This window comes from Novosphingobium naphthalenivorans NBRC 102051 (assembly GCF_001590985.1).
Taxonomy (GTDB): domain Bacteria; phylum Pseudomonadota; class Alphaproteobacteria; order Sphingomonadales; family Sphingomonadaceae; genus Novosphingobium; species Novosphingobium naphthalenivorans.
In genome coordinates, this window is sequence record NZ_BCTX01000041.1 from 16,848 (window position 1) to 37,549 (window position 20,702).

Consider the following 20,702-nt stretch of genomic DNA (forward strand, 5'->3'; position numbering starts at 1 on the left):
TCAGGCCGCGGCCTGGGCCAGTTCAGCGAACAGGACCGCACTCATCGGCTGCGCGCGCAGGAAGCCCTGAAAGTAGGTGCAGCCCTCGCGCGCAGCGACTTCGCGCTGGGCCTCCTCCTCGATCCCCTCGGCAATCACCTTGAGGTCGAGCGCCTCGGCCATGGCGACGATCGCGCGCAGCACCGCCACATCGCGCTTGTCGCTGGTAATGCCCTCGATCATCGAACGGTCCAGCTTCAGGTAATGCATCGGCAGGACCTTGAGATAGCGGAAGTTGCAGAACCCGGCGCCGAAGTCGTCGAGCGCGATGCGGATGCCCTGGGCGGAGAATTCAGCCATCATCTCGGCCGCCTGCGCGACATCGCCAATCAGCGCCTGCTCGGTGATTTCCAGCGTCAGCCGGCGCGGCGGAAAGCCGCTCTCGCGCACGAGGTCGAGCATCTGGCGCACGTAGCTGCCGAAAGCCAGATCGGCCGGGGTGACATTGATCGAGAGACGCAAGGTCCCCGGCCAGCCCTGCGCCGCCCACAGCGCCTTGCGGGCGATATGGCGGGAAAGCTGCGCGACATAGTCCGCCCGCTCGGCAATGGCGAACAGCGCACCCGCGCCGATCCGGCCCAGTTCGGGGTGATTCCAGCGGGCCAGGGCCTCGGCGCCGGTCAGGCTGTCATCGGTGAGACTGAACTGGGGCTGGAACAGCACTTCGATCTCGTCGCGGTCGATGGCGCCCAGAAGGTCGGCTTCGAGTTGCGCGCTGGACCGGCCCGGCGGCGTCACTTCGCCATCGGCCCAGGCGAGCCGCCCGCCCTGCTGCTCGTTCACATGCTGCAGCGTCGTGCCGAGCCGGTCCAGCATCGATTCGACACTCTCGCCGGTCAGGGCACGGAGCAGCGCGACACGGGGCGACAGGCGCAGGACGCCGGTGGGTGCCGCAATCGGGCGGGCGATCAGATCGGCGAGCTGGTCGGCGAACAGCTGCCACCGCTCGCGGCTGCAGGCCTCGTTGGCGACGATCAGGAAATTGCCGCCGCCGACGCGGGCGAATTGCCAGGGCCCGTCGAGTTCCTCGGACGCGAAATGCTGGATGCGATTGGCCACTTCCTCCAACGCGCCATCGCCCGCCGCCTCGCCATAGGCAATGTTGATCGCCTCAAGCCGCCGCAGCCCCAGCAGCATGGCGTGAACGTGCGCATGGCGCGGCGCCATCGCCGGATCGGTACGCCAGGCGGCGATCCGGTCATGCACGGCCTCGATGCCGGGAATCCCGGTCAACCGGTCCTCGATCCTGCGGGAGGGATGGTTCGTCAGGTGTTCTTGTTGAGGTGCGCCCATTTCCGCCCTCTAGCCCAAACCGCTTGCCAAACGGTTCAAAATTCTACAGCCCACCCATAATGGGACGATGGCAGCCGGGAAATTTGATGAGCAATGATCCGAAGCTGGCACTGATCGTGTCGGACAGCGCGAAAGCGCAGGCCGGCGCAAGGTCGCTCATAGACGCTTATCCGTGGGTTTCGCCGGAAGAAGCCGAAATGCTGGTCGTGCTCGGCGGAGACGGCTTCCTGCTCCATGTCCTGCACGAAATGCTCGACCGCGACATGATCAAGCCGGTGTACGGGATGAACCTGGGCACGGTCGGCTTCCTGATGAACGGCCAGCACGATCACGTGCCGATCGCCAAACGCATTGCCGAAGCCCACCGCGTGCCGGTCAGCCCGCTGTGCATGCATGCGACGACGCAGGACGGGCAGCAATTCAGCTTCTATGCGATCAACGAAGTCTCGCTGCTGCGCGAAACGCGCCAGACCGCCAAGCTGGAAGTGCGAATCAACGGCCGCGTGCGCATGGAGGAACTGGCGGGCGACGGCATTCTCGTCGCCACCCCGGTCGGCTCCACCGCCTACAACCTTTCCGCCAATGGACCGATTCTGCCGCTGGGCAGCCGGATGCTGGCGCTCACCCCGATCAGCCCGTTCCGCCCGCGCCGGTGGAAAGGCGCGATCCTGCCCGAGAGCGCCGAAGTCGAATTCCGGATTCGCGAGCCGGGCAAACGCCCCGTCGCCGCCGTCGCCGACCAGAAGGAAGTGCGCGACGTCTCTACGGTGCGCATCGCCGCCACCGCGGAAAAGGAACTGACCTTGCTGTTCGACCCTGGCTACACGCTGGAAGAGCGCATTTTCGCCGAGCAGTTCCAGGTCTGAATCGCCTTGAGAAAATTTCGATGAAATTTCCTCAAGGACAGGGTTGCCAAGCCATCAGACCCCGCTTATAGGCGCACCCCTGCCCCGCGGTGGAGACACTGCAGGGCTGCTCCCCGATAGCTCAGCGGTAGAGCATTCGACTGTTAATCGAATGGCCGTAGGTTCGAATCCTACTCGGGGAGCCATTCTGAAACATCCGAGTTTTCGGGCCCTTTTTCGGGTTCCGGGCTCGGAGTTTCAGGGGGCATTTTCTCAAGCATTCCAAAGGGTTCTCGGAAGGTAACTGTGAGCTTCCCATGAGCCCAAGTGCTGTTCAAAACCAACAGATCCAAAGCGGTGTTTTTGGCACCGGGAGACTGTATGCTGAAGGTTCGATGAGCCTTTCGAGCTAGGTCAAGCAACGCGATTCCGTCATCGACGAAATTATCTTCAGCGTTGTGGAGAAGCTCGATCTGACGTTGACACCTAGCCCGTTCTTCTCGCCATGTGGACGCCATTCGGTCATGCATGTCGGCGGTGATCCTGCCATCGAGATGATCGACGTAGAGCTTATCGAGCCGTTCCTGAAGACGATCGGCTTCTAGGCGAAGGCGTCCGACCGTCTCCACTCTCTCCCTGCTCTTGTCGGTGTGCGCTTCCCGGATAGCTCTTTCGATCAGCGAGAAGACCCTGTCATCCATGTGGAGACGCGCGAGCTGTTCCTCGAACGCCTGAACCAAGGCCTCTTCCCGAACATATTTCTCGGGGCACTTCTGCTTGAAGCCTGAGCAGTGGTAGTAGATGTAGCGGCCTCGCTGCATCTGCGCGACAACTGCGCAGCCGCAATGCCCACACGTGATCAGACCGGCGAATGCGAATCGCAGAGGCTCAGCGCGCACGTTGCTGACGCTACGGCCATCCAATACCTCTTGGACGTTCTCCCATGTCTCGGTAGTGACGATGGGCTCATGGGTGCCTTGGTAGAGCCTGCCAGCCCATTCGAACGCCCCAGCATACAAGCGATTGCGAAGCGTATAGTGGATCGTGCTCAGACCCACGGGTCGACCGCTGCGGCGATATCGCAGACCGTCGGCGCGGGCCTTCGCCGTAACCTCCTTGAGAGAATAACTCCCTGTCTCAAACCACTCGAAAACGCGTGTGACGATTGGCGCCATGTCGGGGTCGGGCACGATGATTTTTTTGCCGTGCGGACCAACGACATTGAGATAGCCGATGGGAGCGTGTGTCGGCCAAATACCTTGCTTGGCCTTCTCGATCATCCCCTTCCTGGCTTCCTCGGATAGGTTGTCCACGTAGTTCTTAGCCATCAGGACCTTGATGCCATGCATGAACTTTTCCGACGAGCGCGACTCGTGCGAAAGGACTGTTCCCTCCTTTACGAGATGGAGTTCGATATCGAAGGCGTCGAGCGTTACCCAATCCTTGATGTTTCGGTAAAGGCGATCGGTCTTCTCCACGAGGAGATGTCGGACACCGGGATGAGCCCGTAGATATTTAAGCATCGCTTCAAATTGAGTGCGTCCGGTCTTCTTGGCGGTCTCTACATCTACATATTGCTCGACAATGGCGAATCCTTGGCGCTCCGCATAATCCCGGATCAACGCAATCTGGGCGTCGATTGAAAAGCCTTCTTTCTCCTGTTCCGCCGTCGAAACCCGAGCATAGAGGACTGCTTTCTCGGCAGCCGATCTTTGACGGGCTCCCGAGTTCCTGGTTTCCTTGGCTTTACGTGGCCTCGCCATGTCTTACTCCAACCTGCAATGAAGCTATCCACCCAACACCCCCTCCCCTCTTCTCTAGATCGAATGGTGTGCCCATGGATGGGTCAGAAGGTATGTCGTCTTATCGCTGCGTTTTACGGGGTCGCCCTCGTTTTTTCCGCGGAGACGCCTTCGGGGGCATGTTAGAATTGACATCTGGCGGCGTCACCTCCCATTGGACGAGCATCCACATATAGTCCGCGAGGTTCCCCAGAAGGTTCCTAGCCTCATTTTCCGATACGGGCCGTTTCAAACGCTCCTCGAAAAGAGCCTGGGCGTCCAAGATAAGTTCCCGCGAGAATGCGCTGCGCCGAACTGTCCAGCGATCGTCCGATCGCGATTCGTCATGTGCGGAAGCGGTCGGTAAAGAGGGCCGTTCGGAAGGCGTGGTTGGCGGCACCGCTCCATAAGCCGTGGTAGGAAGGCGTAGCCGTTTCATGGCCGCACCACCTGGACCGACGCACGGGTGAAGAAGGCGTCTCGCCCGAAGCGTCGCTGGAGATGGACCGCGACGCTGGCTGCATAGCGTCGTTGCCGCCATTGAGTGGGGCTATGGTAGGCACCCACTGCCCTCCAATAATCCCGTGTCATCGCCAGGCTGGACAGGAATATCCATCGGGCGGCGTTCACGTTGAAGCAGGCGTCGTGCGTGAGCCACCAACGCACGTGAGAAGCAGGACGTCCCGTCATGGCGGCGAGCTTCGGAACCCACCAGCTATTGACCTGCAACGGGCCAAGATCATGGCTGCCATTGCTATTCTCGATCTCAGCGCCGACCCAGCCGCCTTCCTGGTCCCGAAGGCCCCATAGGGTTTTTTCAAGCCAGAGCTTGCCGGATGATGCCTGCCGGATACAGCGGGCGATCTCGCCTTCCAACATGCTCGTTGCTGGCTCCCGAGAAGCCGCCTGGGTCGGATTGGAAAGGAATAGCGAAGCGAGAACCGCCCAAGAAGTTTTAAGGGGACGTGCCCGACGTGCAAGGGGCGTGGACCGCGTGATCATATGTCGACCCCCATGATCATCAGCGGGTCGCCCTGGATCGGAGCAAGGAGCCGTTCGCCCGATATGACTTCGATATGGGTATGGTGATCGAATAGGACTCGGCTGGACGGCCCTGTCCGCCCGGTATGAATAAATAGCCCCGGCATACCCTTCGACCGGCACAGCGTGGCAAATCCGTCGACATGCTCTGGACGAATGGCGCTGGCATAGCGCTTGGCCTGGATAAGCCAGGTCCGCCCCTGAATGATAACCTTGCCGTCAAGACCGCCATCGCCGGTATAGCGGCGATTACGGACAACCCCGCAGCCACGGCGCTCGAAGCATTCGAGCAGGAGTTCCTCGAACGCGAGCGGATCCATGCCGCGCAGGCGAGAATAGATGACGCCCGGAGGCTGGCCGCGATCCGCCCCTTGCAGTTGCAGGAACATCGTTCGCGCTTGCCGGTGGCGCCATCGATGGCGGATTGGCACCCGCAATCGGCGGCCGAGCCAAGCGATCAGAACAAGCGATATGAAGAAGATCCATAGGTAATGATGATGCGGCTCCAGAAAGCCCGATTTTGCTTGGGCCGGAACGGTTGATATGGTCGCCGCGGTCAGGGTCAGGACCGCCGCGCGAATGCTCTTTTCAGCGATCATGACCGCCTCCATGTTCGTGGGTCTGGGTGTTGGGTGATTGCGATGCCGGCTCAGCCTGGCGCTCGGCCGGGTGGGAGTTTTCGGGGGCTGCCCCGCCCCGTCCGAGCAGGGATGTCAGCCACTGGTCCATCGCTTGCGCGGCGGACTGCGCGCGCCCCGCCAGAAAGGCGGCCAAGCCGTCAGGCTGCTGAGCTCGAAGGCGGAGTTCCCGCTCGGCCTCCATGCGTTCCTTGCGGGCTGCCCGATCGGTGCGCTGCCGGTCTCTCAGCTCGTCCAGTCGCTCGCTGTGCCGGATTCCCCGGTCTTTGAGGCTGTCACGATCGAGGCGGCCCAGCCCTTCGAGTGAGGAGGTCTTCTCACCGGAGCGGCGCTCCAATTTATCGATGAGCCGCTTTTCATTCTCGGTCCAGAGTTTCACGCCGTAGCGCGCGCGCGTGATGGCGGTGTAATAGTTCTGACCGGTGACCAGCGACGAGTTGACCGGCGCCAGGACATAGACGCGATCATAAGTCTTCGATTGGGCGGAATAGACGGTTTCCGCGTAGCCGTGGTCCCAATTCTTATGAAGCGAGAGATCGACGTCCTGAACCCGGCCATCCCGGTCCCAACGGATGGTGGCGACAGCACCTTCCAGCCGCTCGACGGTGCCACGCTCCGCGTTCTTCAGGTTGAGGTCGTGATTGACGAGGCGCCACTGGATGCGGTCACCCTGGGCGAGGTCGCGTTCCTCGCTCTTGAATACATTGACCTGCGAAGCCCTACCCAACCGGGGATCCCACCGGATGGTGCGACCGTTCTCATCCACGAGGTTTACAACCTGTCGACCGCGGGCATCGCGTGCGAGACCAACAACACGATATTCGGCATCGCGCACAATGCCGAGGCCGGCGACGCCGCGCGAAAAGATGAGCACCTGGCCGCCGGAATAGAAGCGAGCCATCTGCTTTTCCTGGTCGGTCATGCCGGACGGGGTCAACACCGAAAGGCGGGCTTCCTCAGCGGCAACGGCACCTTCGGTTTTCAGGGCCTCCCGAATCTTGGTGTTGACGATCAGCCGGGTGGAATTCTCCAGCACGAGGATGTTGGTGTTGGCGCGATTCTCCGGCTTCAGCCGGGTCCATTCACCAACCAGGAGTTCGGCGAGCGTCTCGCTGTTTGCGCCGCTGACCACCTTGTCGAGATTTTCGAGCGACCCGGCATAGTTGTTGAGGCGGGCTTGGGTGACCGCCGCCTTCATCGCCCGGGTCTGCTGCCGCACCGACTCTGTCAGTTCTTCTTTCGGGAGGCCGAGCCGCTGCAGGAGCCAGAAGGGCTTTCCCTGCTCGATAGCGCCGGTCTGCTTGTTGTCGCCGAGCAGGATGAGTCGCGCCCCGGTCGTGCGGCTGATTTCGAGAACGCGCAGCGCCTGCCGGTTTCCGAGTTGGCCTGCCTCGTCCAGGATCAGCACATGGCTATCATCCAGACGATGGCCGCCGCCGGCGATCAGGCTCGCCACCGTGCGGGATTCGATCTGCGCGTCTTTCCCCAAACCGGCTGCTGCCGACGACGTCGGAGCTAAAGCGATCAGCGTTGTTCCGGGAGCCGCTGCCTCGTTCAACGCTCCTACGAGGGTTGATTTGCCGGCGCCGCCGACACCATGGACTCCGACAACCCGATGGGAGGTAGTTCCTATATGGAGAAGGGCGACTTCCTGAGCGACATTCAGGCCCTTTTCAGCGCTGATTTCCTGCAATCGCTCCGCCGTCGCGATGGGTGTCGCGTCATTGAGAGCAAGGGCAAGGTGATCGGATAGGGCAAGCTCAAGACGGGCCGAGCGCCGGGAGGTGCGACCTCGTGTGAGGATCTGATCGCCTGTCTGCTCACGGGTTTCGAGCAGTTTGCGCTGCGCCTCGTGATTTTCCGCGAGCGGACGGATGTCGGAGAGCCGGACCTCCCCGACATGCGATGCCAATCCGTACTGGAGCAACCGACCAAGGTTGTTGACGGCCTCCCGACCCTCCCCCTGACGCAGCCCGAACAGCATCGCCCGAGCAGCGGTAGCGGGATCGACCGCGATCGTCCGCTCCCCTTCCCGTCCAGCTTCGATCAGGGTGAATTCGATGGTCTCTCGATACCCACCAAGCCGGTCCTGCCAGCGCGTGTGCAGAGCCTCCAGCGACACCTTTTCCTTAGGGCCACGGGTTTCATAGAAGGACTGTCGGCGGGCAGCCTGACCCGTCAGGCCGTGTTCCTTCGCATGGGCTTCGATCTGCTCGGCCCGTTGAGACAGTTCCGAGATGAGGCCTCTGGGCACTCCCCGAATTTCGAACAACCCTTTACGGGGATCGAACTGGACCTCGTAGCCGAGTTCGCGGAGACGATGGGCAAGCTCGTTGCGATAGACCTGCCCTGCGACCATCTGCTCGGCGAACATGGCGCGCGTCTCGAGGCTCACCATCTGCTCACCATCCTGACGGTTGGTGATGTTCATGACCACGACATGGGTGTGCAGATGGGGGTCGAGTTCGCGCGAGGCGTGCTCGGTAAAGCGGGCGAAGATCAGCCGCCCGGTCGTTTCATGGACAATCTTGCCCTCTGAGCGATGGCGTAGCGTCGCGTGCTCTTCCAGGTAGGAAAGTGCTACGCTCACGGCTTGCTCGTGAGCGGCAACGATCCTGTCGTCGCCGGCGACCAGCGCCATGATCGACACCGACTTGGGCGCGTTGACGGCGAAGTCCCATCCCTGGTGATGCTGAATCTGGCCATGCTTGCGGTGACGGCCCAGTTGCTGATCGCCAATCTTGCCCGCCAGCAATTCCTGAAACAGAGCGGGATCGACCTTCTCGCCCTCAAGACCAAGTTCGGCCGCTATCCGGCCACCCCATTCCGAATGCTCGTCGGATCCCTTGGTGTAGTAGTCTCCCACCGTATAGTAGCGGGCGATATTGGCGGGCGTGCCCTTGAGGCGGCGAGGATGGATCATGCCGGCCTCGCGGAATTGCGATCGCCATCGTGCCGACCATGCTGCCGCAACCGGAACCCGGCTGCCTTACCGTAGAGAGTGAGTTCAGGAGGTGTCGCCTGCTCGTCTTTGCGCTCATCGTTTGCCTGAGTCTCGCTGCCGTTCAGTCCAATCCCGGTCGGCGCTGCCGGTTTCGTCGGTTGCTGTGCGGGAGTGGACAATGGCAGTTCTGGGCTCTCCGGCCCGGCCCGCTGCCGCCGCGGGCGGGATGACGCCGGCTTCGGCCCTTTGGGCGATGGTTGTGATGGCGGAACTGGTTGTGGGGCGGGGACGGCTGGCGGCGCCGAGAGCCGAATGGGTGGCGCCGTTCGCTCCTTGAAGGCAACCCCGATGGAAGGAACCGTGTTGTAACGGTCCTCGAACCGGACCACCGGAAGGTTTCGCCCGAAGCGGAGATATCCTTCCAGGTTCGGGAGATTGGTGACCTCGGTGTGCATCACCAGCGGTCGCGTCACCTGCATGCGGCTGAGGTTCACGCCGTCGCGCATATCATTGACGCCGTAGGACATGCCTTCGTTGGCTTCGACCTGTTCGACCTGGCCGAGGTTCTCGCTGACATGCTTCGCCGTGGGAGTATCGTTGGCCCGGAGCGCCACCCAGGTCGAGCAGTAGCCGGTGATGGCAGCGGCATCCTGAATCCCGTAGGTCGCTTCGAGCTGCGGGTAGGACTGAAAGCCCAAGATGCCGCAGCCCCCGTACTTCCGCGCGCGGGCCAGGAAGTCGGAGAGCGAGGGCAGTTTCTGGAGCGACGGAAGCTCGTCGACAACACAGTAGAGCCGCCGGTTGCGATCCGGCGTCATGCTCATGATCGCGCTGATGGCGATGTCGAGCCATACCGTGATGAGGGGACGGAGCGATGGAAGCTGGTCGGCCTTCACGCTGATGAACAGCCAGCTATCGTCCTTCTCGTTGGCCACCCAATCGCGGATGGAAAGTCCGTCCTCGGTATCGTCGAGATAGGAAAAGCTGCGCATGACCGAAGCCAGCTCCGCCTGGATACCGGCTGAGGTTCGCTCCCCCTCCATGCTGATGAAGGCGGCAGCGTCCGTCCCTTGCGCGAAGGCCGCAAGGTCGGGGAGTTTAGATCTCAGCAGCGTATCGAGGAGAATGGAAACGAGAGTGCGTTGCTGTCGGGCAAGCTTGCGGAGAACCGCGACCAGCGTCCCTCGCGCGGCCTTGGCCCAGAACGGATCTCCGGTTTTGTCGGGGATCGTGGACTCGGCGATCTGATCGTATTGGTAGTCTTTTGGGACATCGACCCAAGGCGACCAGCAATCGGATCGCTCATCGAGCGGATTGAGGAGAACGTCGATTCCCGGCCGATAGAATTTCTCTACAAAGGTGCCGGCGGTGTCGTAGACGATCGCCCTGCGCTTTGCCTTCCTGATGCCGCTCAGCATCTTCACGATCATGTTGGTCTTGCCCGTGCCGGGTGCACCGCAGATCAGGATATGCTCGGGCTCGAAGGCATCCGGGACATTGACGCCTCCGATCTCGAAGCTGCCGCGAGCATGGCGCCACAGCGCGCGGCGGATTTGCCGCACTGTCCCGAAACGAGCCCCGCGGAGGAACTGGTTGGACCCCAGCCCCTTCCCCGTCCGGGTGAAGTAGAACCAGGCCCAGGCGAGCATCGCCAGCGCGAAGATGCCGGAGAGAATGGCCCCATGAAGAAGCGATGTTTCGAAACTGTGGAGCGTCTTGTGCGCCACTCCGGAAGCCAGAAGCCCTTTGGGCGTGGTCCAGTATTGATGGCCACCGGGAGTTTTGAAGAGGATGGGCGCGGCGTTTCCGGGAACGCTGTCGCCCATCATTGCGGCCTGGCCAAGCTTCAAAAGGACGAAGCGCTGGTATGCGTCGGTCTTCTCGAGAGCATACCAAAGCGTTCCGCCGATCCAGATGACCAAGCCGGCAAGAGCGGTCTGGTAAAAGACCTGGGTGGTCATCCTGACGTTGTGGACAATGGCTTGCCCACCTCTGGTCCAGGAGCCCAGCGTGTCGTTGCGGAAGATGCTCACGGCCGGTCCTGCTCGGGATCGAGCAGCCCCCTTTCGCGGAGCAGGCGCTTGGCATCGGCAAGGCCCTCTTCCAGGACGTCCGGGGTGCGCCTGCCGACCGACTTGGCGAGGATCGCGAGGGTCTGAATGAGGGTCGCGTGAAGTTCATCGAACCGGGCGTGATAGCCCGCCGGATCACTGCCCTCGTCGCGGTCGAGGACATCCCGAATATAGGCTGATGGCGTGATGCCAACTGCACGTGCCCGGTCGATCAGACGGTCATGCCGTGGATCGTCGAGGCGGATCGAAATGCGGGCCATGCGCTGTTCCTGAACAGCGCCGACACGTGATGAAGCACCGCCTTATTACCAGAATAGCCCCACGATCTCAAGAATTTATCGCGTCTGACGCGTCTGACGAAAGATGACGATGACGATCAACAGCTTAATCGGATCGGATAATTTCATGTCTGACGCCGTCCGACGACCGGCGACAACCCGTCGGACAGATCGGGACGCCTGAAACCCGCAGAAAACCGCTAGATTCGCGCTCGCAGCACCCGTGCGTACGGTGCATTACAAAATTGCCCCTCGGGGCATGAGTGACGACAACACGCAAGAGCTTGCTCTTGCGCCCCCTGATCCTGGCCCGGGAGGGTCAAAAGGCTGAAGGTCATGGACTTTTTCTTGTCCTCCTTCCGTCCGGATCAAGGGACTCGGTGTCGGCACAATCGTGCGCGCAATGCCTGTCCATGAAGTTCCCCGCGTGTCCCCGGGAACTTGCCCGGTGACGCGCTTCTTCCCCGGCGCACGGACGCCGGAGACATGGAGTGCTTCAATGCGCAGGACTAAAAGGATCGACCTTGCCGGGGTCGACATTCCCTCACTGCCCTTGCCCTCAACGGGTGAAAAACTGATCCACGACAGCGATGCCCTGGGCCTCGCCCTTCGTCTTCGAGCCTCCGGTTCGAGAACCTGGATCATGTTTGAAAGCCGCAAAGGTAAGACCCGCCGGAAGACCCTGGGGGATGCGTTCTCTCTTCCCGTTCAGTCCGCGCGGGCGTTCTGCACGGCGCCCCTGCCCACCCCGCAAAAGGACAACCCTGACCTCTATTCCGAGACGGCGAGCGTCGCGGAAGTGATGGCGGGCTATCTCGCCTTCGGTGAAGACCGGCGATGGAAACCGTCCACGGGACGGATCATGGAAGGGGCGGCACGCCTCCACATTCTACCCGCGCTCGGTGCTCGCCAGGTCCGGGCGATCACCCGAAGCGAGGTCATGAAATGGCATCAGGAGCTCACCCGGACGACGAGCGCGGCACGCATGGCGCTCTCGACTCTTTCCGGAATGATGCTCTACGCCGAGGACCACGGACTGCGCAAAGGCGGCTCGAACCCCTGCCGAGGTTTGCGAAAGAAGGCCCGGGGCGAGCGAGGCGGTCACCTCACGCCTGCCACCATGCGCCTCCTGTGGAAGGCGATCGAAGGGCACACTGACGCGTATCCCGATCCGTGCGACGTCATCCGGCTGCTACTTCTCACAGGAGCCCGCAAGAGCGAGATCCTGACCCTCGAATGGGATCGTGTCGAAGACGGCCGAGCGGTCCTGGAGGACTCGAAATCGGGGCCGAGGACGATCTGGCTCTGTGCTCCTGCCGTAGCCATTCTCGATTGGCGGCGTTCCCTGTGCGGCGGCCGCTTCGTGTTCCCCGGTATGAACGATGATGCCCCGAGATCGTCGGTGGATTTCGCGTGGAAGAAGATCAGGAAGGCCGCAGGAGTCCCCACCTTGCGGCTCCATGACCTGCGCCATCACTTCGCCGCAGTCGGGGTAACGAACGGCCTTGATCTCAAGGTGGTTGGCGCCCTGCTCGGGCATCACGACATCGACAGCACGCTCGTCTATGCGCACATGCCGACCTCCGCGATCAGGCGATCAGCAAACCGCGTATCGCAACTGATCGATGACGCCCTCTCCGATCCGGGCGCCCCCTCACCCACCCGACACCGTCCCTCCCGCGCACGTACGCAGCAGCGCGTTCGGTCGTTTGAGGTCAGCCTCACGGAGGTGGGAAATGGCTAACCTTAAGACGCGCCTCACCGACGCGATCTGCAGCAGGGCTCGACCGGGAACACGGGAATATGCACTGCGCGACGAACGTCAGGTATGCCTCAGTCTGCGTGTGCGCCCATCCGGCACCAAGACATGGGAAGTTCGGGAACGAACCAATGGAGTTCCCATAAGATCGACGCTCGGGATCTTCCCTGCCATGGGGGTGAAAGCCGCCCGCATGGCGGCGGTCGCATTCCTGGCCGGAGACAGAAAAGCCGTCAGGCGATCTGTGACTTTTCGGGAATTGTGCGCCCAGCACGAACTGCGTCATGCGACAAACCTGAAGCCATCAGGCCTCCGAACCTATCGCAGCTACGTCCGGCTGCAACTGCTCCCGGCATTCGGATCATCCCCAATCGATACCATTACCCGCCGCGATGTCGTGTGCTGGTTCCAGCGATACGGGCTGACCAGCCCGGGCGGCGCGAACCGGGCGCTCGGCATTCTGAGCCAGATGCTCACATCGGCTCAGCGGTGGGACATGCTGCCACCGGACTGGTCGAACCCGGCGGTTGGAATTCGGCTGAACCGGCGGCGTGCTGTCGGTACGTTCCTCTCCAAGCCGCAGATGGCCCGCCTCGGTAGCGTCCTGACGCGTAGGTCGAACATCGGTTGTCCTGCGGCCGGTGTCCTCGAAGCCCTGCTCCTCACCGGCTGCCGGGTGGGCGAGATCCTGTCCCTGCGCTGGGAGGATGTCCGGCCCGAACTGCTCCGGCTTCGTGACAGCAAGACCGGCGCCCGCGATGTACCGCTGGGAACCGCAGCCCGCCGGTTCTTCACCTCGTACAGACGGCGACGAACGGCCGCGCGCAGACGCCAGAAGGTGTTCCAGTTCGGAGAGGCAGTGCCCTACGAACGGGTCAGGACCGTGTGGCTCTCGGTGAGGAAGGAGGCACAGCTTCCAGCGACGCTGCGCATCCACGACCTCCGGCACAGCTTTGCCAGCCATGCCATCATGGCGGGCGAAAGCCTGTTCACCGTCTCGCGACTGCTGGGACATAAACGCATCCAGACGACTGCGCGCTATGCCCATCTTGCTGACGACACGCTCAGGGCCAGCGCCGAACGGATCGGAATGTTGATCCTCGATCAGGTGAAGCCACCAACGCGGCGGCGGGAAGAGCCAACCACGCGGGCGAAAACCCATGGAGGCGCGTCATGACCGGTGGCGATCATGATCATCGCCGAACTGAGCCAGGCCGAGCAGGAGATGGGTCAAAGGATATGGCGTCAGGCAGCGCCGCGCATGACCCGGTTAGCGACGATCGTCATCCGGCTCAGGGTCAACCGTGGCTGGAGCCCGGAACGGATCTGTCGAAGGCTGCGCATTTCACGGCGCCGCTTCCGTCGGCACCTGCTCATAGCGGTGCGGGAGATCGCCCGCGCTGCAGCCGACATCGACAGATAGAAGCTAACAACACCCTTCCGGACGTGGCACTGCGCCATGGGCGTGCATCGTTCGGAAGGGCTTGCTAAGGAAACGCCCGTGAGAACCAATATCGATCATCTTCCTCCGGCAAAGCAGCGCGAACTGGAACGTGTTGTCCAGCTCATCTTCGAGGAATTCGAGGATGCGCATTCGTTAGTCACCAGCGACCGCAAGAAGCGCAGCCGCATAAAGAAGATCGTGCTCTACGGCAGCTATGCGCGCGGCGGCTGGGTCGATGAGCCGCACACGTCAAAGGGTTATCAGTCAGATTTCGACATCCTCATCGTTGTCAACGACAGCAAGCTGACCGATCGCGCCGAACACTGGGCAAAGCTTGACGATCGCCTCCTGCGTGAATTCAGCATTACCGGGAGCCTTCGCACCCCGGTCAACTTCATCGTCCATTCGCTGCAGCAGGTGAATGACGGCCTCGCTCATGGCCGATACTTTTTCATGGACATCGCGCGCGACGGCATCGCCCTGTATGAATCTGACGATGTCGAATTCCATCAGCCCAAGCCGAAGGCGCCACAAGCCGCGCTGAAGATGGCGCGAGAATATTATGACGAGTGGTTTCCGGCGGCGGCCGGCCGCCGTGACACCGCCTTTTACGTCACAAAACAGGGGCGGTTAAAGGAAGCGGTGTTCAACCTGCATCAGGCCGCAGAGTTCCTCTATCATGGCACGCTGCTCGTTTGCACTTTCTATACGCCCCACAATCACAACCTCGCATTTCTCAGAACGCGTGCGGAAACGCTGGATCTCCGGCTGGTTGACGTATGGCCGAGAGAGAGCCGCAAGGATCGGGCGATGTTCAGCAAGCTCCGGGAAGCCTACGTCAAAGCGCGCTACAGCAAGCACTACCGTATTTCGATCGAAGAGATCGAGTGGCTGACTGAAAGGATCGAAGCGCTGGGACAGGTCGCGAGCGCCGTGTGCGCAGAACGACTTGCCGCTTTGGAACAGGCAGTGGAACTCGAACGCGGCGTGTGAAAGGCTATCAAGCGAGCCGGGGCGATCACACGGATGCGCGGGAGAGAGCCTGGCAGGCCCTCTCCCCGATCCGGTCAAAACTCGTCGTCGAGCTTGCCGGTGACGGCGTAAACCACTCTGTCGATCATCTCCATCGGCATGGGGCTGTAGTCCCCCTCGTCCACCGCGAGATAGCCGAACTCCCGGTCCATGATCACGTACTGCGTGAAGTAGCTGCTGCGCGCGCGGTGCTGTGCCCGCGTGCAGGCTGCAAAGTAGGCGGCGTTGTCGGCCTGTGCCGTGTTCGAAATCGTATGCATGCTAGCCTCCTGTCTTCTTGAATGACAGGGGCGCCGGCTCATGCGGCGTGCGGCCGGGTCAAGGACGCCCGGGCTCTGCCCGGGCGCCGCGCAGCGGGGAGTGGGGGAGCCGATTTTGCCGGGGCTGGAGCGCAGCGCAGCGAAGTGGAGGCAGCGGCAAAATTGGGGGAACCGCTCATCCTTGAGGCGGACGCGGGGCGCATGACACCATGGGCATTCTGAGAGAAGTATTCCAACCTCTCGTGCAGGGCGCTGTCTATTGGGGCGGTTTCAGCCCCCTTCCCGCGCGACCTCCAATCTGTCGGAATGAAGCTCCCCGGCCACACGGCCGGGGAGCAATCTGCCTGTCAGTCGGCGGGGTTCCAGATGATCGCGTAGGTTTCCTCGTTGTCCTGACCGGCGGCACGGCCGAGGTTCGCGTAGAGCCTGCGGGGACCGAACTCGGGAGCCGCCAGGGTCAGGGAAACGTATTCGTTGCCGGAAGCTTCGCTGCGCCGCTGCCAGCCTGCGCCGACCTCGACGCCTGCGGAAGTGACACGGAAATCCGGCTGGCTATCTGCGGTCTTGTTGGTGTTGGGCGAAATTTCGATTTCCGCGCGAACGGAAATTGTGCGGAGCTGACCCTTGAAGGTCGAGCCTGAGCGAGTGACGAAACCGATTGCGGGCATGTTCTTTCTCCTGATGGTCGCCCGAACCATCCGGGCGATGGGCAGACCGTCGGAGCGGCGCCAGCGCGGCTGCTAACCGTCAGGCCGTAGCGGCAGCGAAGGACCGGAGCCCGCAGGCTTATTTGAAAGCGGAGCGGCCGCGAGGAGCCCGCCAAGGCGGGCGGGGAAATAAGCCGGAGGCGATGGTTTGGCAGACGTGCGTGCTGTTCCAGGTCGTTGCCTTCGGAGCCGATGGCTTCGGGATCATTCAAGTGGAAGGCGAACCTGCATCTCAAAGGCTCTGGATCTGTGCTGCCACATTCAAGAGAAGCACTGCATCATGAGGGCCTCGTTCGGACGAAGCTATGATCGCAAGATCAGGAGCCAGATCCACCCAACTTTTCGAGCATCTGCCGCACGGTGACGATCGGCGTTTCGCGATGCCGGCCAAGGCTCAGCAAGTCTGATTTATCTCCTGTAACCAGGTAATCGGCGCGGCCTTCCTGCGCCAATGCGAGAAGATAGTTATCCCAAGGGTCAGGCGAGACATCAAGCGAGGGAAGCCGATCAACCATGTCTGCCAGACCACGCAGTTCATTGACCAGTCGTCCTGCAATCGCTGGGGCAAGGCGTTCGCGAATTTTAGGATAGCGCGTCACACGCCGCACTTCCTCGAGTTGCTCCTCGCAGCAAAGCAGACGAAAGCGGCCCTGCCGCCAATATCCTAGCAGCTCACTCGGTGGAGAAGTCGCCGACAAGAGGCCGCTCACCAAGACATTGGTGTCGAGAACGATGCGCATGCCTGGGAAGTCAGATTGTCAGTTCGATCGCGCCGCGCTGACAGCCTCGTCGATGAGAGCGTCCAGTTCAGTAGCATCGGCATCAGCGAAAGCTTCGCGCGTCTCGGCCATTGTCAAATCCAGCAGCCGCCACTTGACGGCGTCTTCGATGAATTTCGAGAGATCGCCCTTCTTCATGCCGCGCTGGGCGAGATAAGTGCGAAGGTCGATATCCGTGCGGCTATCGACGTTGACCGACCAGCGTGTGATTTCTTCGCCCATGGCGTGCATCTCCTGACGGTAAGCGTATATCAACATAAGCGCTTAAGTGCAATTATTGACCGACTATTAGATCGGAGGGACCTTGCCATCAGTGAACTCCAATCGAATGGGGACCCGACGTCATTCAGGGAAGGCTCGATTGGCGTCCGCTTGGCGGATCGCTTTCGACCTGCAGGAAAAAAGGATGTCCGGTTGGGCCGGTGTAATCCCAATGATCCAATTCCCGTGCGAGCATCTGTATCATCAAAGAGGCGGGCAAAGGTAACGCGCGCCCGGATGCAGAAATGACTGAAAGCCCGAACAGATCGATGCGCTCGTCAGATAAGGGGATAAAAGTGAGTTCCCCAGCCTCAATTTCCTTCAAAGCGTTGATTACTGTTAACAATCCTAGCCCCACCCCACGCGCAGCCAAGGACTTGATCAACCCAATGCTGCTGACTTCAGCTACGGGGCGAAGCACTCCTCCTATCGAACGAGCCCAGGCCTCATCGACGACTTTCCGAATGGAGATGGTTTCATCGGGAACGATCAGCGGAAATTCGGCGCATTGGGCCAGTGAAACTTCGGTTACAGACGCGAGCGGGTGATCAGGCCGCAGAATGATGCCGAGGCGGTGAAACATGGTCTTTTCCACCCGCAACGCCCGTTCATCCGGCGGATTGAAGGTTACACCCACATCGGTGTCGTGCGACATGACCCGGTCGATCACGCTCTGTGATCCCATGACTTCCATGCTGTACTGAATGGCGGGGTACTTCTCCTGAAAGCAAGCGATTGCCGAGGCAACGATGTCGGTTGCGCCTTCGACCAGCCCGATCGAGACATGGCCCCGACGCAGACCGACGAGGTTGTCGACCTCCGAGCGGATGCGCTCGAGGTCACGGCGCCAGCGCCTGACACCATCTACCAAGAGTTCACCAGCAGCGGTCATTCGCATGCCAGTCGAAGTCCGCTCGAAAAGCTTTGTGCCAAGGTCTTCCTCAAGCTGGATGATTTGGCGGTCTATGGCGGAAGGCGCGATGTGGAGCATTTCCGCAGCCCGACGCAAGCCCCCGCGCCTCGCCACTTCATCGAAATAGATGGCCGCTCTACCAAGAAGCATTTCAACACTCCTGTTCTCATTTCGCGAACACCATATCCAAAATTTGGCGATAGAAAAGGACAGGATTGGATGTCACTTGATCTTCGACGCCGCCGCCGGGGGCGGCAGCATCGGGCGGCAAGGACGCCGCCCGTCTAATTGGGGACGCGTGATAGAGATGAAGCTCAAGATCAAGTTCATGCTTCTGGCGGGCCTTGCCGTTCCGGCGGCATTCGGTGTTGCTTCAACCGCCATGGCGGCCTCCGAAGCGGCTGGCGCCGAACTGGAAACCTCCACAGGCGATATCATTGTCACCGGCGAGAAGAAGGAAACCACGCTTCAGAAGGCGCCGCTGGCGATCACGGCGCTCTCGAACGAGGCCCTCCAACAGTCGAACATTACTCAGCTGATCGACATGAACGGCTTCGTTCCTGGTCTCACCGTGGCGAACAGCGGCAGCTTCGTGCGGGTCGTTTCCATTCGCGGTATCGGATATGAGGCTTCGGACAACCTGAGCGCAGAGCCGGGAACATCCTTCCATATTGATGGGGTCTATGTTGTCAGCCCCTATGCGTTGCAGCAGGACTTCCTTGACTTGCAGCGGGTCGAAGTCCTCCGCGGACCTCAGGGCACGGTTTTTGGCCAGAGCGCGACTGGCGGCATTATCAATGCCATCACCACGAAGCCGGATACCGGGAGCACCTCAGGTTCCGTGCAGCTTGAACTGGGCAATTACGATCTGTTTCGCTCTACGGCCACACTCAACATCCCGGTCTCGGACACACTGGCCGTTCGCGGCACAGTCCAGCGTTATTATCACGAAGGCTTCGCACGTCAGACCAGTCTGGGTCCAAATTACGGACGATATGGCCTTGATGATGCAGACCGGGTCTCCGGCAAGATCTCGCTGCTCTGGACACCGAACGACCGCTTTTCCGCCCAGATCACGGCGCAATACTTCAACGCCGACGAACATGGTGCGGCGCAGAAGAATCTGGACGACCCTGATCCGAATCCGCGCCGAATTTCGCAGGATTACCCCAACAAGTACAAGCTCGACTTCTTTTTGGCTTACGCGGACCTGCGTTATGATTTCGGGGCTGCGACCTTGAAGTCGCTCACGTCGTACCAGACGACGCGCAACCACAATCAAATAGACGTAGACCGGCTCGATTATGCCAGCACCGGTGAATACGATGCGCAGCCGTACTGGAACAACAGCGTCGATGCGTTCAGCCAGGAGTTCAATCTCACATCGAACGGCGACGGGCCGCTCAGCTACATTGTGGGCGCCTATTTCCTCTACCAGAAACTGGGGCAGGATATCCTCGAGTACCGCGGGACAGACGCCGTTCCCAGCTATGATCTGACGTTGCCGCTGACCTTTGCGAACTACCCCTACAATCTCGACTACGCGTTGAACTCACGCCAGAGCCGCTACAGCTATGCCGCTTTCGCGCAAGGCACGTACAAGCTGTCCGACCGGTTGAGCGCGACGGTGGGTCTGCGATTCAACCATGACAATTTCAAGAGCAGAAACAGCACGCTGTTCGACATATTTGCCCCGCCGGTCCAAGCCCGGACGCGGGAAGATGCTGTAACCGGCAAGGGAGAGATCGACTTCGAAATCACGCCGGCCAATATGGTCTACGCGAGCATTTCACGCGGCTACAAGCCCGGCGGCGTCAGCAACAACAGCACGCCGCTCCTGGTTCCGCTGACCTATAATTCCGAGCATGTATGGGCGTATGAGCTGGGAGCGAAAAACCGTTTCGCCGGTGGCCGCGCGACCTTCAATGCAGCAGCCTTCTTCTATGACTACAAGAACCTGCAGTATCAGGAGGAAGATCCGATCCCCTATCAGGGCGGCGTCTCGAACGTCCCAAAGACCCGGATCTGGGGTGCCGAAGCCGAAGCCACGGTGGACCTGACCGACCATCTCAGGCTCGACGGCAACGTGACCTACCTCGACGGTGAACTGGTCGGTGATTACATTACACTCGATCCCTCGCGCGCGCATGCGGCGACGCTGGCGGCTGCGGCCCTGGGTTACGGGCCGTTTGATGCCTACACAATTGGTTTGCGTGCCCTGCAGACGCGCAATACCAAGGGCAACCTGCCGCCAAAGCTGCCAAAGTGGCAAGGCACTATCGGCGCGACCCACACTCTAGAGCTTGGCGGATTGGGCACGCTGCGTTCCCATGCAGAACTGATCTATCGCGGCAAGTTTCAGTACCGCATCTTCAATGACGGTGCGAGGGACGTGGTGCCTGGCTACACGCAGGTGAACGCTAATGTGGTGTTCATGCCGCAGGATACCCGCTGGACGATCGGGCTTACTGTGACAAACATTTTCGACAAGGCTGGCATCGCCTCGCGATATTCCAATCCCTTCGGCAGCTTCACCACAAGCGACATGTACATCCCGCCGCGCCAGGCGATTGCTTCGGTGAAGTACGAATTTTGATTGGGTGCCAACGTGCAATC

General features: G+C 61.1%; 18 protein-coding genes and 1 tRNA gene. 7 read left to right on the forward strand and 12 right to left on the reverse strand.

All coding sequences use genetic code 11. The features are described from left to right. Nucleotides 1–1,332, reverse strand: a complete 1,332-nt coding sequence (locus NN5_RS14275; protein ID WP_067734771.1) for a bifunctional diguanylate cyclase/phosphodiesterase — start codon at nt 1,330–1,332, stop codon at nt 1–3. A gap of 86 nt (nt 1,333–1,418) precedes the next feature. Between NN5_RS14275 and NN5_RS14280 the strand changes: the two genes are divergently transcribed. Beyond that, nucleotides 1,419–2,198, forward strand: a complete 780-nt coding sequence (locus NN5_RS14280; RefSeq protein WP_157081147.1) for an NAD kinase — start codon at nt 1,419–1,421, stop codon at nt 2,196–2,198. 110 nt (nt 2,199–2,308) lie between these two features. After that, a tRNA-Asn gene (locus tag NN5_RS14285) sits at nt 2,309–2,383 on the forward strand. On the opposite strand, the gene NN5_RS14290 is transcribed toward NN5_RS14285, so the two are convergent. The 6 genes from NN5_RS14290 to NN5_RS14315 all read right to left on the reverse strand — a co-directional run bounded on the left by NN5_RS14290 (nt 2,369) and on the right by NN5_RS14315 (nt 10,913). Then, nucleotides 2,369–3,940 (reverse strand): recombinase family protein, encoded by a 1,572-nt coding sequence (locus NN5_RS14290; RefSeq protein WP_084384940.1) that lies wholly within the window; start codon nt 3,938–3,940, stop codon nt 2,369–2,371. The two genes, NN5_RS14285 and NN5_RS14290, sit on opposite strands and share 15 nt — an antisense overlap. A gap of 453 nt (nt 3,941–4,393) precedes the next feature. Then, nucleotides 4,394–4,837, reverse strand: a complete 444-nt coding sequence (locus NN5_RS14295; protein ID WP_067734773.1) for a lytic transglycosylase domain-containing protein — start codon at nt 4,835–4,837, stop codon at nt 4,394–4,396. 119 nt (nt 4,838–4,956) lie between these two features. Then, on the reverse strand, nt 4,957–5,598 hold the full coding sequence (locus NN5_RS14300) for a restriction endonuclease (protein WP_084384945.1): 642 nt from the start codon (nt 5,596–5,598) through the stop codon (nt 4,957–4,959). Then, complete coding sequence (mobF, locus tag NN5_RS14305; protein ID WP_067734774.1) at nt 5,588–8,560, reverse strand: MobF family relaxase; 2,973 nt, start codon at nt 8,558–8,560, stop codon at nt 5,588–5,590. The genes NN5_RS14300 and mobF overlap by 11 nt, the downstream gene beginning before the upstream one ends. Beyond that, on the reverse strand, nt 8,557–10,614 hold the full coding sequence (locus NN5_RS14310; RefSeq protein ID WP_067734775.1) for a type IV secretion system DNA-binding domain-containing protein: 2,058 nt from the start codon (nt 10,612–10,614) through the stop codon (nt 8,557–8,559). The genes mobF and NN5_RS14310 overlap by 4 nt, the downstream gene beginning before the upstream one ends. After that, nucleotides 10,611–10,913 (reverse strand): hypothetical protein, encoded by a 303-nt coding sequence (locus NN5_RS14315; protein ID WP_067734776.1) that lies wholly within the window; start codon nt 10,911–10,913, stop codon nt 10,611–10,613. The genes NN5_RS14310 and NN5_RS14315 overlap by 4 nt, the downstream gene beginning before the upstream one ends. Before the next feature lie 466 nt (nt 10,914–11,379). Between NN5_RS14315 and NN5_RS14320 the strand changes: the two genes are divergently transcribed. The 4 genes from NN5_RS14320 to NN5_RS14335 all read left to right on the forward strand — a co-directional run bounded on the left by NN5_RS14320 (nt 11,380) and on the right by NN5_RS14335 (nt 15,127). Then, nucleotides 11,380–12,675, forward strand: a complete 1,296-nt coding sequence (locus NN5_RS14320) for a tyrosine-type recombinase/integrase (protein WP_169800992.1) — start codon at nt 11,380–11,382, stop codon at nt 12,673–12,675. Nucleotides 12,676–12,934: 259 nt separating this feature from the next. Continuing rightward, nucleotides 12,935–13,867, forward strand: coding sequence for a tyrosine-type recombinase/integrase (locus NN5_RS14325; protein ID WP_169800993.1), 933 nt, complete (start codon nt 12,935–12,937; stop codon nt 13,865–13,867). 3 nt (nt 13,868–13,870) lie between these two features. Then, complete coding sequence (locus NN5_RS14330; protein ID WP_067734779.1) at nt 13,871–14,113, forward strand: hypothetical protein; 243 nt, start codon at nt 13,871–13,873, stop codon at nt 14,111–14,113. 78 nt (nt 14,114–14,191) lie between these two features. Continuing rightward, nucleotides 14,192–15,127: a nucleotidyltransferase and HEPN domain-containing protein gene (locus NN5_RS14335; RefSeq protein WP_067734796.1), complete on the forward strand. Its 936-nt coding sequence runs from the start codon at nt 14,192–14,194 to the stop codon at nt 15,125–15,127. 74 nt (nt 15,128–15,201) lie between these two features. Here the strand turns inward: NN5_RS14335 and NN5_RS14340 are convergent, their stop codons facing one another. From NN5_RS14340 to NN5_RS14355, 5 genes are all read right to left on the reverse strand, one after another. Next, the gene (locus NN5_RS14340; protein ID WP_067734780.1) at nt 15,202–15,426 is read right to left on the reverse strand and encodes a hypothetical protein; all 225 of its coding nucleotides are present in this window, start codon (nt 15,424–15,426) and stop codon (nt 15,202–15,204) included. Between the two features lie 347 nt (nt 15,427–15,773). Continuing rightward, nucleotides 15,774–16,094 carry a DUF736 domain-containing protein gene (locus NN5_RS14345; protein WP_067734781.1) on the reverse strand — a complete coding sequence of 107 codons (321 nt, stop codon included), beginning with the start codon at nt 16,092–16,094 and terminating at the stop codon, nt 15,774–15,776. A gap of 356 nt (nt 16,095–16,450) precedes the next feature. Then, nucleotides 16,451–16,873 (reverse strand): putative toxin-antitoxin system toxin component, PIN family, encoded by a 423-nt coding sequence (locus tag NN5_RS25205; protein ID WP_084384943.1) that lies wholly within the window; start codon nt 16,871–16,873, stop codon nt 16,451–16,453. A gap of 18 nt (nt 16,874–16,891) precedes the next feature. Continuing rightward, entirely contained in the window at nt 16,892–17,134 is a 243-nt protein-coding gene (locus tag NN5_RS14350) for a ribbon-helix-helix domain-containing protein (protein WP_067734782.1), read from the reverse strand. A gap of 124 nt (nt 17,135–17,258) precedes the next feature. Beyond that, nucleotides 17,259–18,236 carry a LysR family transcriptional regulator gene (locus tag NN5_RS14355; protein ID WP_084384946.1) on the reverse strand — a complete coding sequence of 326 codons (978 nt, stop codon included), beginning with the start codon at nt 18,234–18,236 and terminating at the stop codon, nt 17,259–17,261. A 76-nt stretch (nt 18,237–18,312) separates the two neighbouring features. Here NN5_RS14355 and NN5_RS14360 point away from each other — a divergent pair, with 76 nt between their 5' ends. After that, nucleotides 18,313–20,682 carry a TonB-dependent receptor gene (locus tag NN5_RS14360; protein WP_169800994.1) on the forward strand — a complete coding sequence of 790 codons (2,370 nt, stop codon included), beginning with the start codon at nt 18,313–18,315 and terminating at the stop codon, nt 20,680–20,682. Nucleotides 20,683–20,702: the final 20 nt, after the last annotated feature.

What these genes read in the sequence shown, in the direction of transcription:
- NN5_RS14275 (WP_067734771.1), bottom strand. Translation starts at nt 1,332, where the DNA reads ATGGGCGCACCTCAACAAGAACACCTGACGAACCATCCCTCCCGCAGG.
- NN5_RS14280 (WP_157081147.1), top strand. Translation starts at nt 1,419, where the DNA reads ATGAGCAATGATCCGAAGCTGGCACTGATCGTGTCGGACAGCGCGAAA.
- NN5_RS14290 (WP_084384940.1), bottom strand. Translation starts at nt 3,940, where the DNA reads ATGGCGAGGCCACGTAAAGCCAAGGAAACCAGGAACTCGGGAGCCCGT.
- NN5_RS14295 (WP_067734773.1), bottom strand. Translation starts at nt 4,837, where the DNA reads ATGTTGGAAGGCGAGATCGCCCGCTGTATCCGGCAGGCATCATCCGGC.
- NN5_RS14300 (WP_084384945.1), bottom strand. Translation starts at nt 5,598, where the DNA reads ATGATCGCTGAAAAGAGCATTCGCGCGGCGGTCCTGACCCTGACCGCG.
- mobF (WP_067734774.1), bottom strand. Translation starts at nt 8,560, where the DNA reads ATGATCCATCCTCGCCGCCTCAAGGGCACGCCCGCCAATATCGCCCGC.
- NN5_RS14315 (WP_067734776.1), bottom strand. Translation starts at nt 10,913, where the DNA reads ATGGCCCGCATTTCGATCCGCCTCGACGATCCACGGCATGACCGTCTG.
- NN5_RS14340 (WP_067734780.1), bottom strand. Translation starts at nt 15,426, where the DNA reads ATGCATACGATTTCGAACACGGCACAGGCCGACAACGCCGCCTACTTT.
- NN5_RS14345 (WP_067734781.1), bottom strand. Translation starts at nt 16,094, where the DNA reads ATGCCCGCAATCGGTTTCGTCACTCGCTCAGGCTCGACCTTCAAGGGT.
- NN5_RS25205 (WP_084384943.1), bottom strand. Translation starts at nt 16,873, where the DNA reads ATGCGCATCGTTCTCGACACCAATGTCTTGGTGAGCGGCCTCTTGTCG.
- NN5_RS14350 (WP_067734782.1), bottom strand. Translation starts at nt 17,134, where the DNA reads ATGGGCGAAGAAATCACACGCTGGTCGGTCAACGTCGATAGCCGCACG.
- NN5_RS14355 (WP_084384946.1), bottom strand. Translation starts at nt 18,236, where the DNA reads ATGCTTCTTGGTAGAGCGGCCATCTATTTCGATGAAGTGGCGAGGCGC.